16 protein-coding genes are annotated in these 20,217 nt (G+C 53.8%); all 16 read left to right on the top strand.

All coding sequences use genetic code 11. The features are described 5' to 3' along the window. Positions 1-3: 3 nt before the first annotated feature. The 16 genes from BLQ59_RS08915 to kduI all read left to right on the top strand — a co-directional run bounded on the left by BLQ59_RS08915 (position 4) and on the right by kduI (position 20,213). On the top strand, positions 4-1,986 hold the full coding sequence (locus BLQ59_RS08915; RefSeq protein ID WP_074572557.1) for a penicillin-binding protein: 1,983 nt from the start codon (positions 4-6) through the stop codon (positions 1,984-1,986). Positions 1,987-2,015: 29 nt separating this feature from the next. Further along, the gene (locus BLQ59_RS08920; RefSeq protein WP_074572558.1) at positions 2,016-2,897 is read left to right on the top strand and encodes a phosphoenolpyruvate hydrolase family protein; all 882 of its coding nucleotides are present in this window, start codon (positions 2,016-2,018) and stop codon (positions 2,895-2,897) included. Further along, a complete protein-coding gene (locus BLQ59_RS08925) occupies positions 2,884-4,074 on the top strand; it encodes a phosphoenolpyruvate hydrolase family protein (RefSeq protein ID WP_074572560.1) in 1,191 nt (396 codons plus the stop codon). Before BLQ59_RS08920 ends, BLQ59_RS08925 begins: the two co-directional genes overlap by 14 nt. 200 nt (positions 4,075-4,274) lie before the next feature. Beyond that, positions 4,275-5,774 (top strand): tagaturonate reductase, encoded by a 1,500-nt coding sequence (locus BLQ59_RS08930; protein ID WP_074572562.1) that lies wholly within the window; start codon positions 4,275-4,277, stop codon positions 5,772-5,774. 11 nt (positions 5,775-5,785) lie between these two features. Continuing rightward, positions 5,786-7,273, top strand: a complete 1,488-nt coding sequence (locus tag BLQ59_RS08935) for a UxaA family hydrolase (protein ID WP_074572613.1) — start codon at positions 5,786-5,788, stop codon at positions 7,271-7,273. 31 nt (positions 7,274-7,304) lie between these two features. Beyond that, the gene (gene uxaC / locus BLQ59_RS08940; protein WP_256324648.1) at positions 7,305-8,726 is read left to right on the top strand and encodes a glucuronate isomerase; all 1,422 of its coding nucleotides are present in this window, start codon (positions 7,305-7,307) and stop codon (positions 8,724-8,726) included. Positions 8,727-8,758: 32 nt separating this feature from the next. Next, the gene (locus tag BLQ59_RS08945; RefSeq protein WP_074572566.1) at positions 8,759-9,469 is read left to right on the top strand and encodes a bifunctional 4-hydroxy-2-oxoglutarate aldolase/2-dehydro-3-deoxy-phosphogluconate aldolase; all 711 of its coding nucleotides are present in this window, start codon (positions 8,759-8,761) and stop codon (positions 9,467-9,469) included. Positions 9,470-9,496: 27 nt separating this feature from the next. Further along, positions 9,497-10,981: a glycoside hydrolase family 28 protein gene (locus BLQ59_RS08950; RefSeq protein ID WP_074572567.1), complete on the top strand. Its 1,485-nt coding sequence runs from the start codon at positions 9,497-9,499 to the stop codon at positions 10,979-10,981. 34 nt (positions 10,982-11,015) lie between these two features. Next, the gene (locus BLQ59_RS08955) at positions 11,016-12,548 is read left to right on the top strand and encodes an MFS transporter (RefSeq protein WP_074572569.1); all 1,533 of its coding nucleotides are present in this window, start codon (positions 11,016-11,018) and stop codon (positions 12,546-12,548) included. 44 nt (positions 12,549-12,592) lie between these two features. Continuing rightward, a complete protein-coding gene (locus tag BLQ59_RS08960; protein WP_074572571.1) occupies positions 12,593-13,696 on the top strand; it encodes a glycoside hydrolase family 88/105 protein in 1,104 nt (367 codons plus the stop codon). Between the two features lie 75 nt (positions 13,697-13,771). Beyond that, positions 13,772-15,280 (top strand): S-layer homology domain-containing protein, encoded by a 1,509-nt coding sequence (locus BLQ59_RS08965; RefSeq protein WP_074572573.1) that lies wholly within the window; start codon positions 13,772-13,774, stop codon positions 15,278-15,280. A gap of 21 nt (positions 15,281-15,301) precedes the next feature. Further along, positions 15,302-17,014: a glycoside hydrolase family 28 protein gene (locus BLQ59_RS08970; protein ID WP_014423295.1), complete on the top strand. Its 1,713-nt coding sequence runs from the start codon at positions 15,302-15,304 to the stop codon at positions 17,012-17,014. Positions 17,015-17,087: 73 nt separating this feature from the next. After that, positions 17,088-17,480, top strand: coding sequence for a hypothetical protein (locus BLQ59_RS08975; RefSeq protein ID WP_074572574.1), 393 nt, complete (start codon positions 17,088-17,090; stop codon positions 17,478-17,480). Positions 17,481-17,532: 52 nt separating this feature from the next. Further along, positions 17,533-18,378, top strand: coding sequence for a sugar phosphate isomerase/epimerase family protein (locus tag BLQ59_RS08980; protein ID WP_256324649.1), 846 nt, complete (start codon positions 17,533-17,535; stop codon positions 18,376-18,378). Between the two features lie 41 nt (positions 18,379-18,419). Beyond that, positions 18,420-19,367, top strand: coding sequence for a sugar kinase (locus tag BLQ59_RS08985; protein ID WP_074572579.1), 948 nt, complete (start codon positions 18,420-18,422; stop codon positions 19,365-19,367). Positions 19,368-19,370: 3 nt separating this feature from the next. Continuing rightward, entirely contained in the window at positions 19,371-20,213 is an 843-nt protein-coding gene (gene kduI / locus BLQ59_RS08990; protein ID WP_074572580.1) for a 5-dehydro-4-deoxy-D-glucuronate isomerase, read from the top strand. The last annotated feature ends 4 nt before the right edge of the window (positions 20,214-20,217 follow it).

The following is a 20,217-nucleotide window of genomic DNA, read 5'->3' on the forward strand; positions in this document are numbered from 1 at the left end:
AACATGAAGAAAGAACGCCGGGCAATACAACGGCGGGTAAGTTTTTTGGCATTTTTTATGCTGGGGCTATTGGGACTGACGGTGGGCCGTTATGCCTGGCTGCAGCTGGTGCAGGGAAATTCCCTGGGCGAACGCATGAAAGCGCAGGTAGGGCAGGATTATGCCATCCAGTCGCCCCGCGGGACGATCGTGGACCGCAATGGTCGGGAAATGGCCGTGAGTACCATGACGAAATCCCTCTATATCGATCCCTCGCATGTAGAAAATCCGCAGGAGGTGGCGGAGAATCTTGCGCCGCTGATTGGCAAGAGCGAGCAGGAAATCCTGGATGATATCGCCGTGGGCGGCGGGTTTGTCTGGGTGAAGCGGCGCATGGAACAAGCGGAATATGAAGCGGTGCGCCAGCTTATCAAGGACAAGAACTATATTTCCTGTATGAACTTCCGGGACGAGGCCAAGCGTTATTACCCCAATGATGTGCTGGCGGCTAATGTGCTGGGCTTCATCGGTACGGATGACAAGGGGCTGGACGGCGTGGAACAGGCGCTTGATTCCCTGCTCAAAGGAGAGGTCAAGGAAACATATATCACCACTGACCAGCAGGCACGGCCTATACTGGATTCTATCTTTTCCAACAAGCGCCGCTATATGGGCGATGCCTGCAAGACCGTAGAACTGACCATCGACAGTGGCATTCAGTTCATCGTGGAGCAGGAACTGGACCGGGCTATGGCGGAAAATAACCCCAAGGCGATCACCTGTATCGTGATGGATCCGAAAAGTGGGGAAGTTCTGGCCATGGCCTCCCGGCCGTCTTATAACCCCAACAAGTTTTGGGATTATTCGCCGGAACTCTGGAAGAATCGAGCCGTGTCCTTTATCTATGAACCGGGCTCGACCTTCAAGTCCGTAGTGGCAGGTGCTGCCCTGCAGGAAAAGGTGGTCAGCCCCAATCAGGTATTCGTGGATCCGGGCTATGTCATGGTGTCCGGGCGGCGTATCCAGAACTGGAACGGCGAGAGCTTTGGTACGGTTACCTTTACCGATGTCGTGAAGCAATCGCTGAATACAGGTTTTGCACAGGTGGGCTTGCGCCTGGGCGCAGAAAAGCTCATGAACTATGCCAAGGCCTTTGGCTTTGGCGAGCCGACCGGCGTTGACCTGCCTGGTGAGGAAAGCGGTATCCTCTTCAAACCTGAGGATATGCGGGATTCGGATATGGCGACTACGGCCATCGGCCAGAGTATCGCCGTGACGCCCTTGCAGCTGATCACAGCCGTATCGGCCATTGCCAACGATGGTGTGCTGCTGAAGCCGCATATCGTCAAAACCATCCGCAATGCGGATGGCAGTGTCTATGAGGAACGCAGCAAGACGGAAGTAAGGCGTGTCATTGACTCTGCTACGGACAAGACGCTGATGGGCCTTCTCGAGCAGGTCGTGGCTAGCGGCGGCGGTGCCAAGGCACAGGTCAAGGGCTATCGTATCGGCGGCAAGACCGGTACGGCGCAGAAAATCCGCGAAGACGGCAGCGGCTATATGGACGGGCGTTATATTGCCTCCTTCTGCGGCTTTGCTCCTGTGGAAGATCCTCAGCTGACGGTGCTCGTGGTGATTGACGATCCGGGTACAGGCAACTTCTATGGCGGCCAGATTGCCGCGCCGGTGGCTGGCCGAATCTTCTCCCAGCTCTTCCGTCATTTGCATATTGAGCCGTCCAGCGATCCTTTTGCGGGCATGGAACCGGCAGAGAAGAAGCAGCCCGTGCACAGGCCGGTCCGCCCCTTTACGGGTGAGGTACCCGAGGGCAAGGTCGTTGTGCCGGATTTCAAGGGCAAGAGCCTGCGGGAGGCTGCCGGCCTGGCCGCAGATAAAGGACTATCCTTCCAGAGCGAAGGATCTGGCTATGCCACAGGGCAGAGTATCGAGGTGAATACGCTGGTTGATGGCGGTACCACTATCACGGTGTATTTTGAACCCGGTTGAGAAACAGAAATTGAACAAGGGGTATGGGGATGCTGAGAAAAAATCGTCAGGACATTCTGGCAGGCCTGCGGGAAAACCTGAATAAGGGAAAAATCCTGACAGGCCTAGGAACAGGCATGGAGGAAATCCTTAAGCATATCGATAGGACTAATGTAGATTTTGTCGCGCTCTACCATACCGGCCGTTTGCAGCAGGCTGGACGCAATCTGATGTCCAGCCTGCTGTCCTATGATGATGCCAATTCATTGATGCAGGCCAAAGGTGAGGATTTGCTGCCGGTGGTGAAGAAGACACCGCTGATAGCTGGTGTATGCGGGACGGACCCCTTCCGGAAGATGGATATGTTCCTGGCGCAGCTAAAAGAACAGGGATTCAATGGCGTGCAGAACTTTCCTACTGTGGGCATCATCGATGGCCGCTTCCGGGCCAATCTGGAAGGAACGGACCTGGGGTATCAGCTGGAAGTGGATATGGTCCGGGAAGCACATGAACTGGATCTGTTTACCTGCCCGTTCGTATTCGATGTGGAGCAGGGCAAGGCGATGACAGAAGCCGGGGCCGATGTGCTGGTCATCCATTTGGGAATCGTGACCAAGGCCATGCTGAACGCGGGCAATGTCCCGCCGCTGTCGGACTGCTGTGCACTGGCGGAAAAGATCATGCGGGAAAGCAAGGCGATAAGGCCGGATGTGATTACGCTGGTCTGCGGGCAGAGAATGGCGGCTTCTGAAGATGCCGCCTATATCGTGGAACATGTTCCAGAATTGGATGGTTTTTTCAGTTTCTATCCGCTCAAGAGCGAAGATACGGAGCGCAGCCTGCAGGTCCGGGTGAGATCTTACAAGGTGCTGGATAAGATGAAGGCGTTTGTGGCCAGAAAACAGGGAGCTATGAGTGATGGCAGTTTATGATAAAAGCTATATCCTGCGCCGCCTGCGGGCGGAGGTCAACGTCGGCGGGCATATAATCGGTGCGGCGGTCGGTTCCGGTATGACCGCCAAGCTGGCGGCCATGGGCGGAGCGGATCTTTTGCTGGCACTTTCGGCGGGGAAATACCGCATCATGGGGCGCAGTTCGTTGAGCAGTTATTTCTGCTATGGCAACAGCAACCAGATGGTCATGGAGATGGGCAAGCGGGAGATCTTTCCCGTGGTACAGGATGTACCCTTGCTGTTTGGTCTGATGGCCAGCGATCCCTATCTGAAACTGTATGACTATCTGAAGCTGATCAAGGAATGCGGTTTTGCCGGCGTTGTGAATTCGCCGACACTGGCACTGGTGGATGGCAGTTTCCGCGAGGCGCTGGAAGAAGAAGGCAGTTCCTATGAACGGGAAGTGGCGGCGATAAACCTGGCCAATCAGCTGGATCTCTTGACCATGGCTTTTGTGACTTCCGTGGAGGAAGCCGATAAGATGCTGGCCGTGGGGGCCGATATCATCTGTGTGCATATGGGACTTACGGCTGGCGGCCTCTTGGGAGCCAAGCGCCATCTGACCATCAGTGAGGCCCGGGGCATCGCGCAGGCAATCTTCGAGCTATGCCGGAAAAAGAAGCCGGATTGCCTGCGCATGGTCTATGCCGGGCCGGCCAATACATTGATGGATATGCAGTATATATACCGCAATACGGACTGTCAGGGCTATATCGGTGGTTCGACCTTTGACCGCATACCGATGGAGAAATCCATCTATGATACCGTGAGTTCCTTCAAGCAGTACTGTAGTCCGGAAGCCATCGGCACATTGCGGGAACGCAAATGGGGCGGCAATCAGTTGGTGGAATCCATGCGCCGCTACATTGAGGAACACTATATGGATGATGTGAAGCTGGGCGACCTGGCCTTGGTGGCACATATGTCAGCGTCCTATATGGGCGGGCGCTTCAAGAAGGAAACGGGCATCAGCTTCACGGATTACCTTTTGCAATTCCGCATGGGCAAGGCCAAAGCTTTGCTGAAAAGCGACAAGAACCTGCAATGCAAGGAAGTGGCCGCGCAGGTCGGTTATCATGATTATGTACAGTTTTCCAAGATGTTCCGCAAGCATGTGGGGATGTCTCCACGGGACTATCAAGGAACATTAGATTAAAAATAAGATACACCTATAAATTTAAAGTTGTGTTTATACGCATATCAAATGCTGAAAACACAACTTTTTTATGGTTGGATTTCTGGAAATAAATTTTAAACACAAGTAAAAAGGCGATAAACACATTTACTATAAAGAATAAAACGATTAAAATAATAAGTAACAAGTAAGAAAACAGGCTGCGGGAGGTAAAATACAGTATGGAACGGCTGAATTATGAAGTATTGGAGAAAAGTGGCTATCAGGGATACATCCTGAAAGAAGCACCAGTAAAGATGCTGCAGTTTGGCGAAGGCAATTTCCTGCGGGCCTTTGTGGATTACTTCTTTGATGTGGCCAATGAGAAAGCCGGCTGGCACGGCAAGGCCATTTTAACCCAGCCGCGGGGGAAAGGGAAGGATAAGGTCTTCAACGAACAGGAAGGCCTATACACCCTCTATATTCGGGGCAATGAGAAAGGCCAGAAGGTAGATGAACGACGGGTGATTTCGGTGGTGGAAAAATGTTATAACCCCCTGGAACATTTTGACAGACTGACTGAAGCTGCCTGCCTGGATACCTTGGAATATATCACCAGTAATACCACGGAAGCTGGCATCGTCTATGATCCCACTGCGAAACTCACGGACGTACCCCCTGCCAGCTTCCCGGCAAAACTGGCAAAACTATTGTATGCACGTTTTCAGGCAGGCAAGAAAGGTTTGATCATCCTGTCCTGTGAACTGATTGATCATAATGGCCGGGAACTGCAGAAAATTGTCCTGCAGCATGCCCGGGACTGGCAGCTGGGCGAAGGTTTCGTCCGCTGGATTGAAGAGGAGAACCTGTTCTGTTCCACGCTGGTGGACCGTATCGTTCCCGGTGAGATCCGGGATGCTGGTGAGATTGCGGCGCTGAATCAGATCAATGGTTATGAAGATAGATTGATGGATGTAGGTGAGGTCTTCGGCGTCTGGTATATTGAAGGGCCGAAGGAATTGGAGGACAGGCTCCCCTTCAAGCGGGCTGGACTGAATGTCCATGTGGTGCCGGATATCGCACCATACAAGAAGCGGAAGGTGCGCATCCTGAATGGCGCCCATACAGGCTTTGCCCTGGGCAGTTTCCTCGCAGGCAAGGATATCGTCAGGGATTGCATGAACGATGATGTGATCCGGGCGTTCATGAATCACATGCTCTATGAGGAAGTGATTCCCATCCTGCCGTTGGATCAGCAGGATTGTGAAAAATTTGCCGCTTCTGTGGCCGACCGGTTCAACAATCCGTTCATGGAACATCAGCTTCTCAGTATTGCCCTGAATTCCACGGCTAAGTGGAAGGCGAGAGATATGGGCTCGCTGCTGGAATACCGGAAGAAGTTTGGCAAGCTGCCCAAAAGCCTCGTGATGACGCTGGCGGCGTATATCGCCTTCTATTCCACTGATATTCAGGCACGGCAGGAAAAAGCACTTCTGTGCCGGCGCCCTCAGGGAGATATCTATCCGGTGCAGGATGATGACTGGGTACTGGATTTCTATTATGAGCATCGTCATAGCGATGATGCAGTCCTGGTCCATGATGTGCTGGCTTACGAAAAGATGTGGGGCTGCGATCTGACGCAGCTGCCTGGACTGGAAATGCAGGTGCTGAAGGATTTGCAGCTGATTCGCCAGAAAGGCACGAAGAAAGCCTTTGCCAGTTGTTTGTTGGCATGTGCCTGAAAGGATTGGATATGGATAGGATAAAAGCAGTGCGCATCGCCGCAGAAGATAATGTGGCGGTGGCACTGACCAAGATAGATAAAGGGGAATGCCTGCAGGTGGGGGATGTGGAAGTTACCGCCTGTGAGGAAATTCCCCAGGGACATAAGATTGCGTTGCAGTCTGTGGCAGAAAACGAGAACATCATCAAATACGGGTATCCCATCGGACATGCAGCCCAGGACATCAGTCCGGGCTGCTGGGTACATACCCATAACTTGCGGACTAATCTCAAGGGAGAAATAGAATACGTTTACCATCCGGCGGTGCATGATCTGCCAGAGCAGCCAGCCCGGGAGTTTGCCGGGTATCTGAGACCAGATGGCCGGGCGGGTATCCGCAATGAGATCTGGATCATCCCCACAGTGGGCTGTGTCAATGATGTAGTGCTGAAGCTGGCGCGGGATAATCAGGATCTGTTGGGTGAACATATCGACGGCATCCATGCCTTCACGCATCCCTTCGGCTGCAGCCAGACCGGTGCGGACCATGCTCAGACCAGAAAGCTTCTGGCGGCTTTGGTCAATCACCCCAATGCCGGTGGTGTGCTGGTGGTGCACTTAGGTTGTGAGAACTGCACCCATGAACAGTTTGTGGAAGAATTGGGGGATTTTGACCGGGAACGGGTAAGGTTCCTCAACTGCCAGCAGGCAGAAGATGAACTGGCTGCCGGACGTCAGCTCCTGCAGGAACTTACAGCTTATGCCGGCAGGTTCAGACGGCAGTCCCTGCCAGCCAGCAAACTGGTGGTGGGGCTGAAGTGCGGAGCCTCTGATGGGCTTTCGGGAATCACCGCCAACCCCACGGTCGGCAGGTTCAGCGACCTGCTGCTGAGTCAGGGCGGCAGCACCATCCTGACCGAGGTGCCGGAGATGTTCGGTGCCGAAGGCATCCTTCTGGGCAGGTGCCGCAATCGGCAGTTGTTTGACAAGGCGGCGGCCATGCTCAATGGCTTCAAGGACTACTTCATCTCCCATCATGAGGTGGTCTACGACAATCCCAGCCCCGGCAACAAGCAGGGGGGCATCACCACACTGGAAGACAAGAGTTGTGGCTGTGTCCAAAAGGGAGGTACGGCGCCCATTGAAGATGTGCTGGGGTACGGGGAGCAGGTAAAGAAGCAAGGTTTGAACTTGCTCTATGGGCCGGGCAATGACCTGGTTTCCAGCACAGCTCTGGCTGCTGCTGGTGCTGCCTTGATCCTCTTCACCACAGGCCGGGGGACGCCCTTTGGTTCACCGGTACCCACCGTGAAGATTGCTACCAACAGCCGCCTGGCCCAGCATAAACCGCATTGGATTGACTTCAATGCCGGTACGGTGGCGGAAGGCGAAGCGTTGGACACGGCTGGTGGGCGCTTGCTGGACAAAGTCCTGCAGGTGGCCGGTGGCGAACTGACCTGCAATGAGAAAAACGGCTATCGCCAGATTTCCATATTCAAAGATGGTGTTGTTTTATAGGAAGGACTGATTTTCCGTTATGAAGGCTTTTATGGGGAAAGATTTTATGCTCCGCAATCAGACAGGTGCGCGGCTGTATGAAGAATATGCCCGGGACTTGCCGCTGGTTGACTATCATTGCCATATCTCACCCAAAGAGATTTTTGAGGACCGCCGCTTTGACAATATCGCGCAGATTTGGCTGGGCGGGCGCAATGATGATGGCACTTACTTCGGTGACCATTATAAATGGCGGGTGATGCGCACCAACGGCGTACCCGAGGATATGGTTACCGGCGGGGCAGATCCCTATGAGAAGTTCAGCGCTTTTACGAAATCGCTGGAAATGGCCATCGGCAATCCCATGTATCACTGGTGCAATCTGGAGCTGCATAAGTATTTTGGTGTGACCGAACCCCTTACCGAAAGCAATATGAAAGCCGTCTGGGACAAGGCCAACGATATGCTGCAGCATAACCCGGATATGTCCGTGCGGGGGCTTATCCGTCAGTCCAAGGTCGCTTACATCGGCACTACGGATGATCCCATCGACACGCTGGAATGGCATGAGAAGCTGGCTGCCGATGAAACGGTGGAGTTCAAGGTCTGCCCCTCCTTCCGTCCGGACAAGGCGGTCAATATCCATAAAGAGGGCTTCCGTGAATATATGGAAAAACTGGCGGCCTGCGTGGGCAAGGAAAAACTGGCTTCCATTGAGGATGTGCTGGCGGCCCTTACGGAACGGATCGCTTATTTCAAGAAGCACGGCTGCCGGGCCAGCGACCATGGCCTTGATTATGTGATGTTCAACCATCAGGGATTGGAGGCTGCGGATAAGGCCTATAAGAAAGCCCTTGACGGCGAAACGCTCACGACGGCGGAAGCCGAGGCTTATCAGACCGAAGTGCTGCTGCATCTGGCCCGGGAATACCATAAGCAGCAGATCGTGATGGAAATCCATTACTCCTGCAGCCGCGACAACAACGAAAAGATGTTTGCCCTGCAGGGGCCGGACACGGGGTTCGACATGATTGCCCAGACCACCTGCATCGGCAATCTGGCAAGGTTTATGAGTGAGCTTTACAGGGAAGGTAATCTGCCGCAGATGATTCTGTTCTCGCTGGACAGCACGGATTTTGACCGGATAGCCTCGCTGATGGGCTGCTTCCAGTCCGAGGAAATGCCCGGCAAGATCCAGATGGGTTCGGCCTGGTGGTTCCTCGATACCAAGGACGGCATGGAAAAGCAGATGCGCTCACTGGCCCGGCTTTCCCTGTTGGGGAATTTTGTCGGCATGCTGACCGATTCCCGTTCCTTCCTGTCCTATACCCGTCATGATTACTTCCGGCGCATCCTGTGCAATATCATCGGTGACTGGGTGGAACATGGAGAGTATCCCTGCCATGAAGCATCTTTGCAGAAGATCGTGGAGGGCATCAGTTATAAAAATGCAGTCCGCTACTTCCACATTTAAAAGTGGCGATTTAAGGAAAGGATTTAGAGAGAATGAAAGAGATATTCAAGCAGTTCAAGGAGATTGGGATTATCCCGGTGGTGGTCATGGAAGATGCACAGTATGCAGAACAGCTGGCAGATGTCCTCTGCGATAACGGTCTGCCCTGTGCGGAGGTCACCTTCCGTACGGAGGCAGCTGCCGAGGTGATTTCCCGCATGGTGAAACATCGCCCGGAACTTCTGGTGGGGGCGGGCACTGTGCTCACCACGCAGGAAGCAGATCTGGCCATCGCCGCGGGGGCAAAGTTCATCGTCAGCCCCGGCCTTAACCCCGAAGTGGTCCGGTACTGTCAGGCCAAGGGGATGCCGGTAGCTCCGGGAACCCAGACGCCCAGCGAAATGGAACAGGCCATCGGCCTGGGGCTGGATTTCGTGAAATTCTTCCCGGCGGAACCGGCTGGCGGCCTCAAGATGATCAAGGCGGTGGCTGCGCCCTACGGTCAGCTGGTCTTTATGCCGACAGGCGGCCTTACGCCGGAGAATGTCCGTGCCTATCTGGCCGATGACAAGATTCTGGCCTGCGGCGGCAGCTGGATGGTCAAGCAGCAGATGATGGCTGAGGGTGACTGGGACGGGATTGCCGGTCTGGTCCGTGAGGCTGCGGATATCGTCCGGGAAGTCCGGGGCAGGAAAACGGTCAATAGCCTCTATCGCAAGGACAAGTCAGACTATTTGAATAAGCGTAAATTGAAGATTTCTTGAATAGGCAATGGAAATGAGGTCATAAACGTGGCGTTTTCCTGGAATCAAAAACTTTATGAGGAAATCCTGGCTAAGTTCAGAGCGCCTTTGCCCCGTGTCAGGTTCTGCCGGATCACGGACAGCAGATATCAGGAGCTCTGGCGTTCCGTGGAGGAAATCTACTATGAGCATCCGCTGGGCCCTTACAGGGGCAGCAAGGCGGAGCTCAAGGAAGATCTGTCGTACCGGGAGGAAAGATTGTTAGAGCGGCGCCGGCATGTGCTGTTCCATGGTCAGGCTATCCAGCAGGCCATTGATGATATGGCGCAGGCGGGCGGCGGCCGGGTGGAAATCCCGGCAGGCATCTGGTATACCGGTGCGCTGGAGCTCAAATCGCATGTAGAGCTGTATCTGGCGGCTGGTGCCAGGCTCTGCTTCATCCGCAACAAGAGCAATGTCTTCTATCCCCTGCGCTATACTCGCTGGGAAGGCGTGGAATGCATGAACTTTTCGCCGTTCATCTATGCGGAGGGCGCAGAGGACATCAGCATCACGGGACAGGGCACGCTGGACGGGCAGGCCGATGAATTCAACTGGATGCCCTGGAAATTCGGCTACTTCGGCGAGCCGGATCAGGAGGAGCAAAGACAGCGACTCTTCCGGGCTGGGGCAGAGGGACTTCCCGTTTCGCAACGCATTTTTACCGATGATGTATCCACCCTGCGGCCGCCCTTCATCCAGTTCTACAACAGCAAGGATATCCGAATCATGGGCGTGCATATCGTCAATTCCCCCTTTTGGGAAATCAATCCGGTGCTCTGCGAGAATGTCTGGATCAAGGGTGTACATATTGAGACGGATCTCTACAACAACGATGGCATCGATCCGGAATCCAGCCGCAATGTGCTGATCGAGGATTGCTATTTTCTCACGGGGGATGACTGCATCGCGATAAAATCCGGGCGCAATGAGGATGGGCGTCGCATCGGCGTGCCGACGGCCAATGTGATCATCCGCCATAACCGCTTTGCCAATGGCCACGGCGGCATCACCTTGGGCAGTGAGATTTCCGGCGGGGTGCATGATGTGTTTGCGACAGGCAACCATTTCGACAGTCCCAACCTCGATTATCCCATCCGTTTCAAGACCAATGCCATGCGGGGGGGCACGCTGGAAAATGTCTATGTGAAGGACAGCGTGGTCAACAAGGCACGGCTGGCGGTGGTGCATGCGGATTTCTTTTACGAGGAAGGCCATGCAGGAGAAAACCTTCCGCAGCTGGATAATATCACGCTGGATGGTTTCCGGACCGCAGAGGGCGGCAGCATTGATGCACGTTATGCCTTTTATCTCAAGGGCTTTGCCGATGCGCCGATTGCCAATATCACCTTCCGGGATATGCAGCTGGAAGGGGTGAAAGGTGAGGCTGTGCTGGAAAATGTCCAGGGACTGGCCTTCGAGAATGTGACCATTAACGGAAGACGTCAGCCGGACCGGCTGGTGGATGTTGGCTCTGACGGGCAGGTCGGATAAGAGCCGGACTTTTAACTGTGTTAGGAGGATCAAGATGGAAGCAAGAAAAGTAACTTGGTGGAATGTGCTGGGCTATGCCTGTTTGAATTTCCTCGGTGGCGGTACCCAGGCACTCAGTTCCGCTTTCCTGATGTTGTTCTACACGATGTATTGCGATATTCCCGCCGTGCAGGCAGGTCTTATCTTTACCATTGCCAGATGTATCGATGCCGTGGGCAATCCGGTGATGGGCTATATCAGCGATAACTTTGGCCGTACCCGCTTGGGCAAGCGCTTCGGGCGGCGCAAGTTCTTTATCCTGACCGGTATTCCCTTGGTGCTTATCACCTATCCAATCCTTTGGACGCCGGGCCATAGTTTTGAATTCTATGTGGCTGCCAACATCATCTATGAGATCGTCTTTACCAGTGTGATGGTTCCGGGGCCGACGCTGCCGGCAGAAATGACGCAGGTCGCAGCCGAAAAGACCAAGCTGGTCTCGGCCAAGCAGTATTGCGGCACCTTTGCCAGCACCATTGCCCTGCTGTTCCCGGCCTTCTTCTTCCAGCGCTTCGGAGAAGGCAATCTCGATGCTTTCTTCTATACTGGCCTTACCTATGCTGTGGTAGTTTCCATCTCCTTAGCCGTTATGTATGTACTGACCTATGAACGTGCACCCGAGGACATCCACTATACGGAAGAGATGGGTTCAGTATCCCATGTGCTGCGCAAATTGGTCAATGACGTGTTCGCTTCCATGCGCATCCGGGCCTTCCGCCTCCATGCCGGCATGATGCTCTTTATCGGCATCTACAAGAATTTGGCCGCGGGCGTGTTCACCTACTATGTGGTTTATGCCCTGTCCCTGTCGGTTAGTGCGACCTCCATCATCACGAGTTTTGCCACCTTGGTTTCCTTCATCGCTTTGGCAATCTTCATCACCATCTGCTACCGCCGCGGCGGCCCGTTCGCCTTCAAGGTGGTAGGCGTCATCGTGACGGCTTCGCTGGCCGGTTATTATATCCTGTTCCAGAATCAGTCCAGCATGACTGAAGAGGCCGTGATTGTCTGGTTGACCGTTCTGGCCATCATCAACAATGTGGGCAAGGCTGGTGCAGACTATATCCCGGTATTCCAGCTGCCGTTTATGGCTGATATTGATGAAGCGGTTACCATGGAACGCCGCGAGGGTATCTTCACAGGCGTGAATGGCCTGCTGTCCAAGCTCGCCTCGGCTGCCGAAGGCTTCCTGCTGGGCGTAGGGCTGGCCCTCTTCGGTTTTGAAAAGGGCGCTGGCCAGCAGACGGCAATGGCTATTGATGGCGTGCTGGTCATGACCATTGCGGTGCCAATCGTTCTCTGCGGCATCGTTTATCTGATTTCCCGCAATCTGACGCTGACCAAGGAAAACCATAAGCTCCTCGTGGATGAGGTACATCGCATCCGTTCGGGCGGCAGCATGGCCGATGTGACGCCGGAAACGCGCAAGGCTGTGGAATCCCTGACGGGCTGGAAGTATGAGCAGTGCTTCGGTCATAATGATCTGATGCGCGTCCACGATGAACCCGCTAGTGTTCATTCCCACTGAATACACGAAAAAATTTTTGCAATATTTAGGAGAGAACGAAGAAAATGAAAAAATATTCACAGTGGATGGCTGATTCCGTTATCCAGCGCAAGACCGACCTGACAAGTTACTGGGCTTATGAATTTGGCCTGACGCTGGACGGCATCGCGGAGGTCTGGCATCAGACCGGAGAGCGGAAATACTTTGACTACATCAAGTCCTGCATGGATACGTTTATCGGGGAGGATGGCAGTATCCGGGGTTATGATGTCCAGGAGTACAATATCGACCATCTCAACAATGGCAAGATCCTGCTGACCATATACAAGGAAACCCATGAGGAAAAATACCGCAAGGCACTGGAACTCCTGCGCAGCCAGATTGAGCATCATCCCCGCACGAAGGAAGGGGTGTTCTGGCACAAGGAAATCTATCCGGAACAGATCTGGCTGGATGGCCTCTATATGGGGGCAACCTTCTATGCCAAATACGTCAGTGAGTTCAGCCGCAGCATGGAGGAATATGATGATATTGCCCGGCAGTTTATCATCGCCCGTAAGCATACGCTCGATGAGCAGACAGGGCTTCTCTATCACGCCTATGACGATGCCCGCCAGCAGCCCTGGGCCAACAAGCTGACAGGACTTTCCAAGCACTTCTGGGCCCGCTCCATTGGCTGGTACTGCATGGCGCTGGTGGATACGCTGGCAGAATTGCCGGCGGACAATCAGTATAAGCCGGAGCTCATCCAGATCCTCAACGATACGATGCAGGCGCTGATCAAAGTGGCCAGCCCCCAGTCCCATGTCTGGTATCAGGTGCCGGACTGCGGCGACCGCAAGGGCAACTATGTGGAAGCTTCCGGCTCGTCCATGATCGCCTACGCTCTGTTCAAGGGGGTGCGCATGGGCTGGCTGCCGGAGAGCATGCGGGAATTTGCGAAACTCTCCTATCATGGGCTCATTGATGAATTCATCACCGAAACGCCCATGGGCACCATCTGCCTCAATAAGATCTGCTTCGTTGCCGGGCTGGGCGGCCAGCCCACCAAGGCTTACGGCGAGCGGGATGGTTCCTTTGCCTACTATATCAGTGAACCGATTGTGACCAATGAACCCAAGGGATTGGGCCCCTTCATTCTGGCGGCTGCGGAATATGAGCGCCTTTGAACGTGGAAACGGATTTAGTAAATAGTTGGCTGTTGATTTTTCGTATTGTGTGTCCTTAGGAGTGAAAACGAAACGATGATAAAACAGAAGATGCTTTTAGGTCTAGTCAGTGCAGCATTTTTAGGTATGGGCAGCCTGCCCGGTGCGGCCGAAGCCGCCGACAATCCCTTTGCCAGCGTGCCGCCGGACAGCGGCTATTATGATGATGTGGATGCGCTGGTCAACAACGGTCTGATCTATGGCTATGAGAAAGGCGAATTCAAGAAGACGCGCATCATCAGCCGCATGGAGATGGCCATCTTCACGGCCAAGGCCATGAGTGCCATGGACCGGGCCGGGGCTGAGGATGCCCAGCGCATCCAGCGCTTGATCAAGGAGTTTTCCGGGGAACTTTCCGATATGCATGTGAAGGTGCCGGGCGTAGCGGCAAAGAAGGAAGAATCCAAGGCAGCCAGTGGACCAAAGATCAAGCAGATGCCCAAGAACTTCAGCCTGACGGGCCTGATCCGCCTGCGTGATGACTGGGGACACAACAAGAATGCCGATGGCAAGGATGATACCTTCGGTGGAACGAAGAACCATCAGCTGCTCTGGCAGATGTTCACGAAATTTGATATCGGTGCTGGCTGGACCGGTGAGATCGACTTCCTCGGCGCCAAAGATGGGGATGGGGATTCCCGTACTACTGGCGAAAATACCAGCGGTACCGCCGATGTCAACAAGGCTTTTGTAACCGGGCCGCTGGCCGGAGGTTCCGTGCGTGTGGGCCGTGTGAAAGGTTCCACGGTCTATGGCGATTCCATGATTATGGGGCAGTATTATCAGGGGATTGATTACACCCGTAAGATGGGCAAATGGAAAGCTGGGGCGACCTGGGGCAAGGTAGATTATAATACTTCAAGATGGAGCGGTGACACTGAGAAAGTCAATACGACATATTATGATAAAGATGGAAAGGCCCATTATGGATATAAGGCAGAACGGGGCGTTTCAGGTTCAGATATGAATCCGGACGGTCTGGGTGTTAATATGACACAGATACAGACTTCTTATCAGGCCAGCAAGGACTTTGCCTGGAATATGGGTTTCTGGCATCTGACAGCCCGGGGCAGCGGCAATTACCGCAGCAGCAAGGATATTGCGCTGGGTAAGGCTTCCACGCACTATAATGATCCCAATATCTTTGAGACCAGTGTCAGCTGGCAGGCTTCCCGCAAGCTGAAAGTTCTGGGGAACTTTGCCATCTCCGATGATACGCGTGGCAAGGATACGGACTTTGGCCGCCAGAACAAGGCCTATGGCATATCCTTCCGCTGGGGGCAGGTGGCGGCCAGCAATCCGCATTCCAGCAAGCTCCAGCTTGACCTGCTGCATCAGGAACGCTATACGGGCATCAAGTCCACTTATGATCTGAAGAACAAGATGGGCGAAGGTGAGCGGGGCTTCATCCTGGATTACCGCTATGTGCCCATCCAGAATGTGATGTTCGACTTCCGTTGGATGCACTATCATTCCCTGGGCAAGACCGCGGCTAAGACGGATCATGGCAATCAGTACCGTGTACAGGCATATTATTACTTCTAAGGCATTGTAGGAGGCAGAAACATGTTTATCAATAAAAAGAAAGTTGCAGCATTGGCATGTGTGATCGGTCTGTCCCTGTCACAGGGCGTTTGGGCAAATCCGGCCGCCCCCACAGGGCTGACGGCTCCAGGGCAGGCGGTGACGGATAACAGCCTGAGCCTGATCTGGGACCGCCCGGCCAAGGATGATGAGGTAGTCAGCTACAATGTCTATATGGATGGGAAATTGGTGGCGCAGACTGCCAAGGATTTCTCCTCTGAGGCCAAGCAGGAGATCCGGGATTTCTACACCGCCTCTCCGCAGGGGCAGAAGGTCGTAAGCCATAATTACCGGGTTACCGGTCTGCAGCCGGGCAGCAAGCACAGCTTCACGGTGCGGGCAGTGGATGCCAAAGGTGCAGAATCGGTGGACAGCAACAAGCTCAGCACGGCAACCCTTACGGCTGGTGCTCGGCTGGACGTGACGAAATACGGTGCCGTCGGGGATGGCAGCACGCTCAATACCCAGGCTATCCAAAAGGCCATTGATGCCTGTCCCGCTGGTGGTACGGTGGTTGTCCCGGCAGGTAATTTCAAGACCGGCAGCCTCTGGCTCAAGAGTGATATGACCTTGGAAGTGCAGAAAGATGCTACCTTGCTGGGGACGGAAGATCCGTCAGCTTATCCTTATCATTACAAGCTTTACTCCTACCTTTCCGATGAACGCTATTTTTCCCTGCTCAATGCTCGTCCTGGTCAGGATGGCAAGCAGCTGCAGAATATTCGCATCGTTGGGGAAGGTACCATCGATGGCAATGGCTGGAAGATGGATGAAAAGGGCAATTATCTCTACCGGGCCAGAGCGAAGAAAGGCGAACCTCTGCCGGCCAATCATGTTTCCAAGATCGGCGTATTGGCCGCCAATCAGGTAGCAGCCCTGGAAAAAAACGAGGGCTTGGATGAAAACAAGGCTTATCCGCGCCGTTCCAGCCTGATCCTGCTGAAGGGTGTCGACCATGTTTACGTCACGGGCGTAACGCTCAAGAATCCGGCCAATCATACACTGGTCTTGCAGAAATGCAATGACGTGGTCGTGGAGAACACCAATTTCCAGACCTTCAACTGCAATAATGGCGATGGCATCGAATTCGGCCATGGAAAAGGTTTGAAAGTCTACGACAATGTGTTCAACAACGGTGATGACTGCGTGAACTTTGCCGCTGGCCAGGGAGCCAAAGGAGAGAAGGGCGCACCCACCGAGGATATCTGGATCTTCAACAACTCCTTCCATCATGGGCATGGTGCCGTGGTCATGGGCAGCCATACGGCAGCTTATATCCAGAAACTGCTGGCAGAGGACAATGTCATCGATGGCACGGAAATCGCCCTGCGCATGAAGACCAATCCGGCTAATGGCGGTGGTGCCCGGGACGTCTTGTTCCGCAACAATGCGGCTCGCAACCTCACGAAGAATTTCTTCATTGCCACGACGGCTTATAGCGATCCCAATGCCAAGACTGATTTCCCCAAGGCCAGCAAGGCCGGCAGCTTCTACAACATCCGCGTGGAGGACTGCACGGTGGAGAAAACCGGCAAGGCTGCTATCGAGATCGTGGGCCTGCCCGAGGCCAAGCACCATGATATCAACTTCAAGAATATCACGATTGATAAAGGCCAGCCATGGATCATCACCAATGCCGAAAATATCGATTTCGACAATGTAAAACAGAGTAATACCCCTATCAATAAATTCTAACCCTCCGGAAAGCCTTCCCCTCTGGGGAAGGCGCCCCGTAAGGGGCGGATGAGGTTAGACTGGAGGTCAGTACATGAAAAAATTATACCGTCTGACGGGCATCATGTTCCTCTTGTGCCTGTTGTGCTGCAGCAGTTTCCTGTCTGTCACGGAAGCGGCAGACAAGGAAGTATCCTTCAAGGTGACGCAGGTAGAGCTTTCCGGCAGCAAGGTTTTGCTGCATGGCAATTTTAAGAATGAAAGTGAAGAATTCCAGAAAGTCAGGCAACTTACCGTTCGTTATACCCTGTCGGACGCCGATGGTTATCCGCTGCTGGTAGGCAGTTGCCGGGGCAGTGATCTGGATATTTCCGTGGGCAGTGACAAGGTTCCCTATACGCTGACGGCAGAGAATATACACGCGCCGGAATTTTCCAGCAGTGATATCGCTGTTTGGAAAATCAGTGCCCATGTGGAAACTGAATGAAGGATTTATTGAAAACAATATGGAATATAAATAAGGGATATGAAAAGAAGGGATGACAATGTTGCAATTAGGGATTCGGCTGCATGACATGCGGCCGGGAAGTTTAGCCGAGCGGGCGGCCTGGGCACGGGGACAGGGATTTTCCTGCGTGCATCTGGCCTTGGAAAAGACCATATCTGGTTTCAAGCTGGAACCGGGAAAATTGACCGCTGGATTTGGCAAACATATCCGGGATATCTTTGCCTCGCATGATGTGGATGTGGCGGTGTTGGGCTGTTATAAGAATCTGGCCCATCCGGACCGCGCAGAATTGCAGAGGATTCAAGAAAATTACATCGCCCATCTGCGCATGGCGGTGAGTCTGGGCTGTTCGGTGGTAGGGACGGAAACCGGCGCCCCCAATGCAGAATATCAATATGAACCACAATGTCATACGGAAATGGCCCTGCAAACGTTCCTGCATGGTCTGGAGCCTGTGGTGGAGGCCGCTGAGAAATTAGGCGTGCTGCTGGCCATAGAGCCGGTCTGGAACCACATTGTCTGGAATCCCCAGGTGGCTCGGCGGGTAATCCGGGAAGTGGCTTCGCCGAATTTGCGGATCATCTTCGATCCGGTGAATCTCCTGTCTGGCGAAAACTATCAGGACAGGGAACGAGTTATCGGGGAAGCAATCGAACAGTTCGGCGAATATGTGGAAGTGGTGCATCTGAAGGATTTCCAGGTGCAGGGGGGAAAGCTGTCAGCCGTTGCTCCGGGCACGGGACTGATGGATTATAAGCCATTGTTGGCTTATCTGAAACAGGAAAAATACGGCATCCAGGCAACGCTGGAAAATACGATTCCAGAAAATGCCGTGGCTGCGCGAAAATATTTGGAAGAAATCTATGCTGAGGTTTGAGGCAAAAGGCTGTCAGCAGAGGTGAGAAAGGATAGATATTTATGGCTGAGGTACTGACAATCGGCGAGCCCATGGGACTCTTTGTGGCGGAGGAGGCAAAACCGTTGAAGGATGTACAGACCTTCACCCGTCTGGTATGCGGTGCGGAGGTGAATTTTTCTATCGGCCTTTCAAGGCTGGGACATACGGTTTCCTATGTCTCCCGGGTGGGCAGTGATCCCATCGGCCAGCATATCCGGGATTTCCTGCAGGAAAATGGCATCGAAGCCGGTTATGTGCAGGTTGACCGGGAACATCTGACCGGCATGCAGTTCAAGGAAAAAGCGCCGGAGGGGGTAGATCCGCTGGTGGTCAATTATCGCCGCCATACGGCCTTTTCCTATTTCACGCCGGAGGATCTGCATGGCATTGACTGGCAGGGTGTGAGGCATGTCCATGTGACAGGCATTCCCGCAGCGCTGTCCGCCAGCTGCTGTGCCGCAGTGGAAAAACTGATGGATGAGGCCCATGCCCATCAGGCAATGGTCTCCTTCGATCCCAATCTGCGCCCGGCTCTCTGGTCGTCCCATAAGGTCATGGTCAGGACTTTGAACCGTCTGGCCGCGAAGGCCGACCTGGTGTTGCCGGGACTTGGGGAAGGCAAGATTCTCACCGGGATGGAAAAGCCGGAGCAGGTAGCCGACTTCTATCTGGAACGCGGTGCTAAAGCCGTGGTCATCAAATTGGGCGGCAGCAAGGGCGCTTATGGCAAGGAGCGGAATGGCAAGGAATTTATCGCGCCGTCCTTCCGGGTGGAACATGTGGTGGATACGGTAGGTGCCGGGGATGGCTTTGCCGTGGGCACCGTATCGGCCCTGCTGGAAGGCAGGACGCTGGAAGAAGCCGCCTTGCGCGGCGCTGCGATTGGTGCATTGGCCATCATGTCGGCAGGTGATAATGAGGGCTTGCCAAATCGCACGGAATTACAACATTTTATGGAGGCAGTTTGAACAATGGATATTCGTTATTCGGCAAATCAGAGAGATTTCAAGCGTTATACGACGGAGGAAGTGCGGCAGGAATTCTTGATTGAAAACCTGTTCCAAGCCGATGAAGTGACGGCGGTATACTCCCATGTAGACCGCATGGTGACTTTCGGCTGCATGCCGGTCAAGGAAGAAGTGGCGCTGGATAAGGGAATTGATGTCTGGCATAATTTCGGCACCCATTTCATCCTGGAACGCCGGGAAATCGGCATTTTCAACGTGGGCGGCGCTGGTACGATCACGGCTGATGGCACAGCCTATGAATTGGGCTATAAGGACTGCCTCTATATCACCATGGGGACAAAAGAGGTCACGTTCAAGAGTCAGGACGGCAGCCAGCCGGCGAAATTCTACATGGTTTCCGCTCCAGCTCATAAGGCCTGCCAGACAAAGCTCCTGACCATCAAGGATGCCAACAAGGTTCCCTGCGGCGATGCCAGGACCAGCAACAAGCGCACCATCAATCAGTTCATCCATCCGGATGTTTTGGAAACCTGCCAGCTCTCCATGGGCATGACTTCCTTGGAACCCGGCAGTGTTTGGAATACCATGCCCGCGCATACCCATGAACGCCGCATGGAAATCTATTTCTACTTTGAGATTCCGGAAAACGAAGTGGTGTTCCATATGATGGGCGAACCGCAGGAAACCCGTCATGTGGTGATGCAGGACGAACAGGCCATCATCAGCCCGTCCTGGAGCATCCATGCCGGCTGCGGTACCGCCAACTACACCTTTATCTGGGCCATGGGCGGTGAGAATAAAGCCTTTGACGATATGGATCATATCAAGAATACCGAACTTAGATAAGGAG

This window comes from Pseudoselenomonas ruminantium, assembly GCF_900104055.1.
GTDB classification, from domain to species: Bacteria; Bacillota; Negativicutes; order Selenomonadales; family Selenomonadaceae; genus Selenomonas_A; species Selenomonas_A ruminantium_C.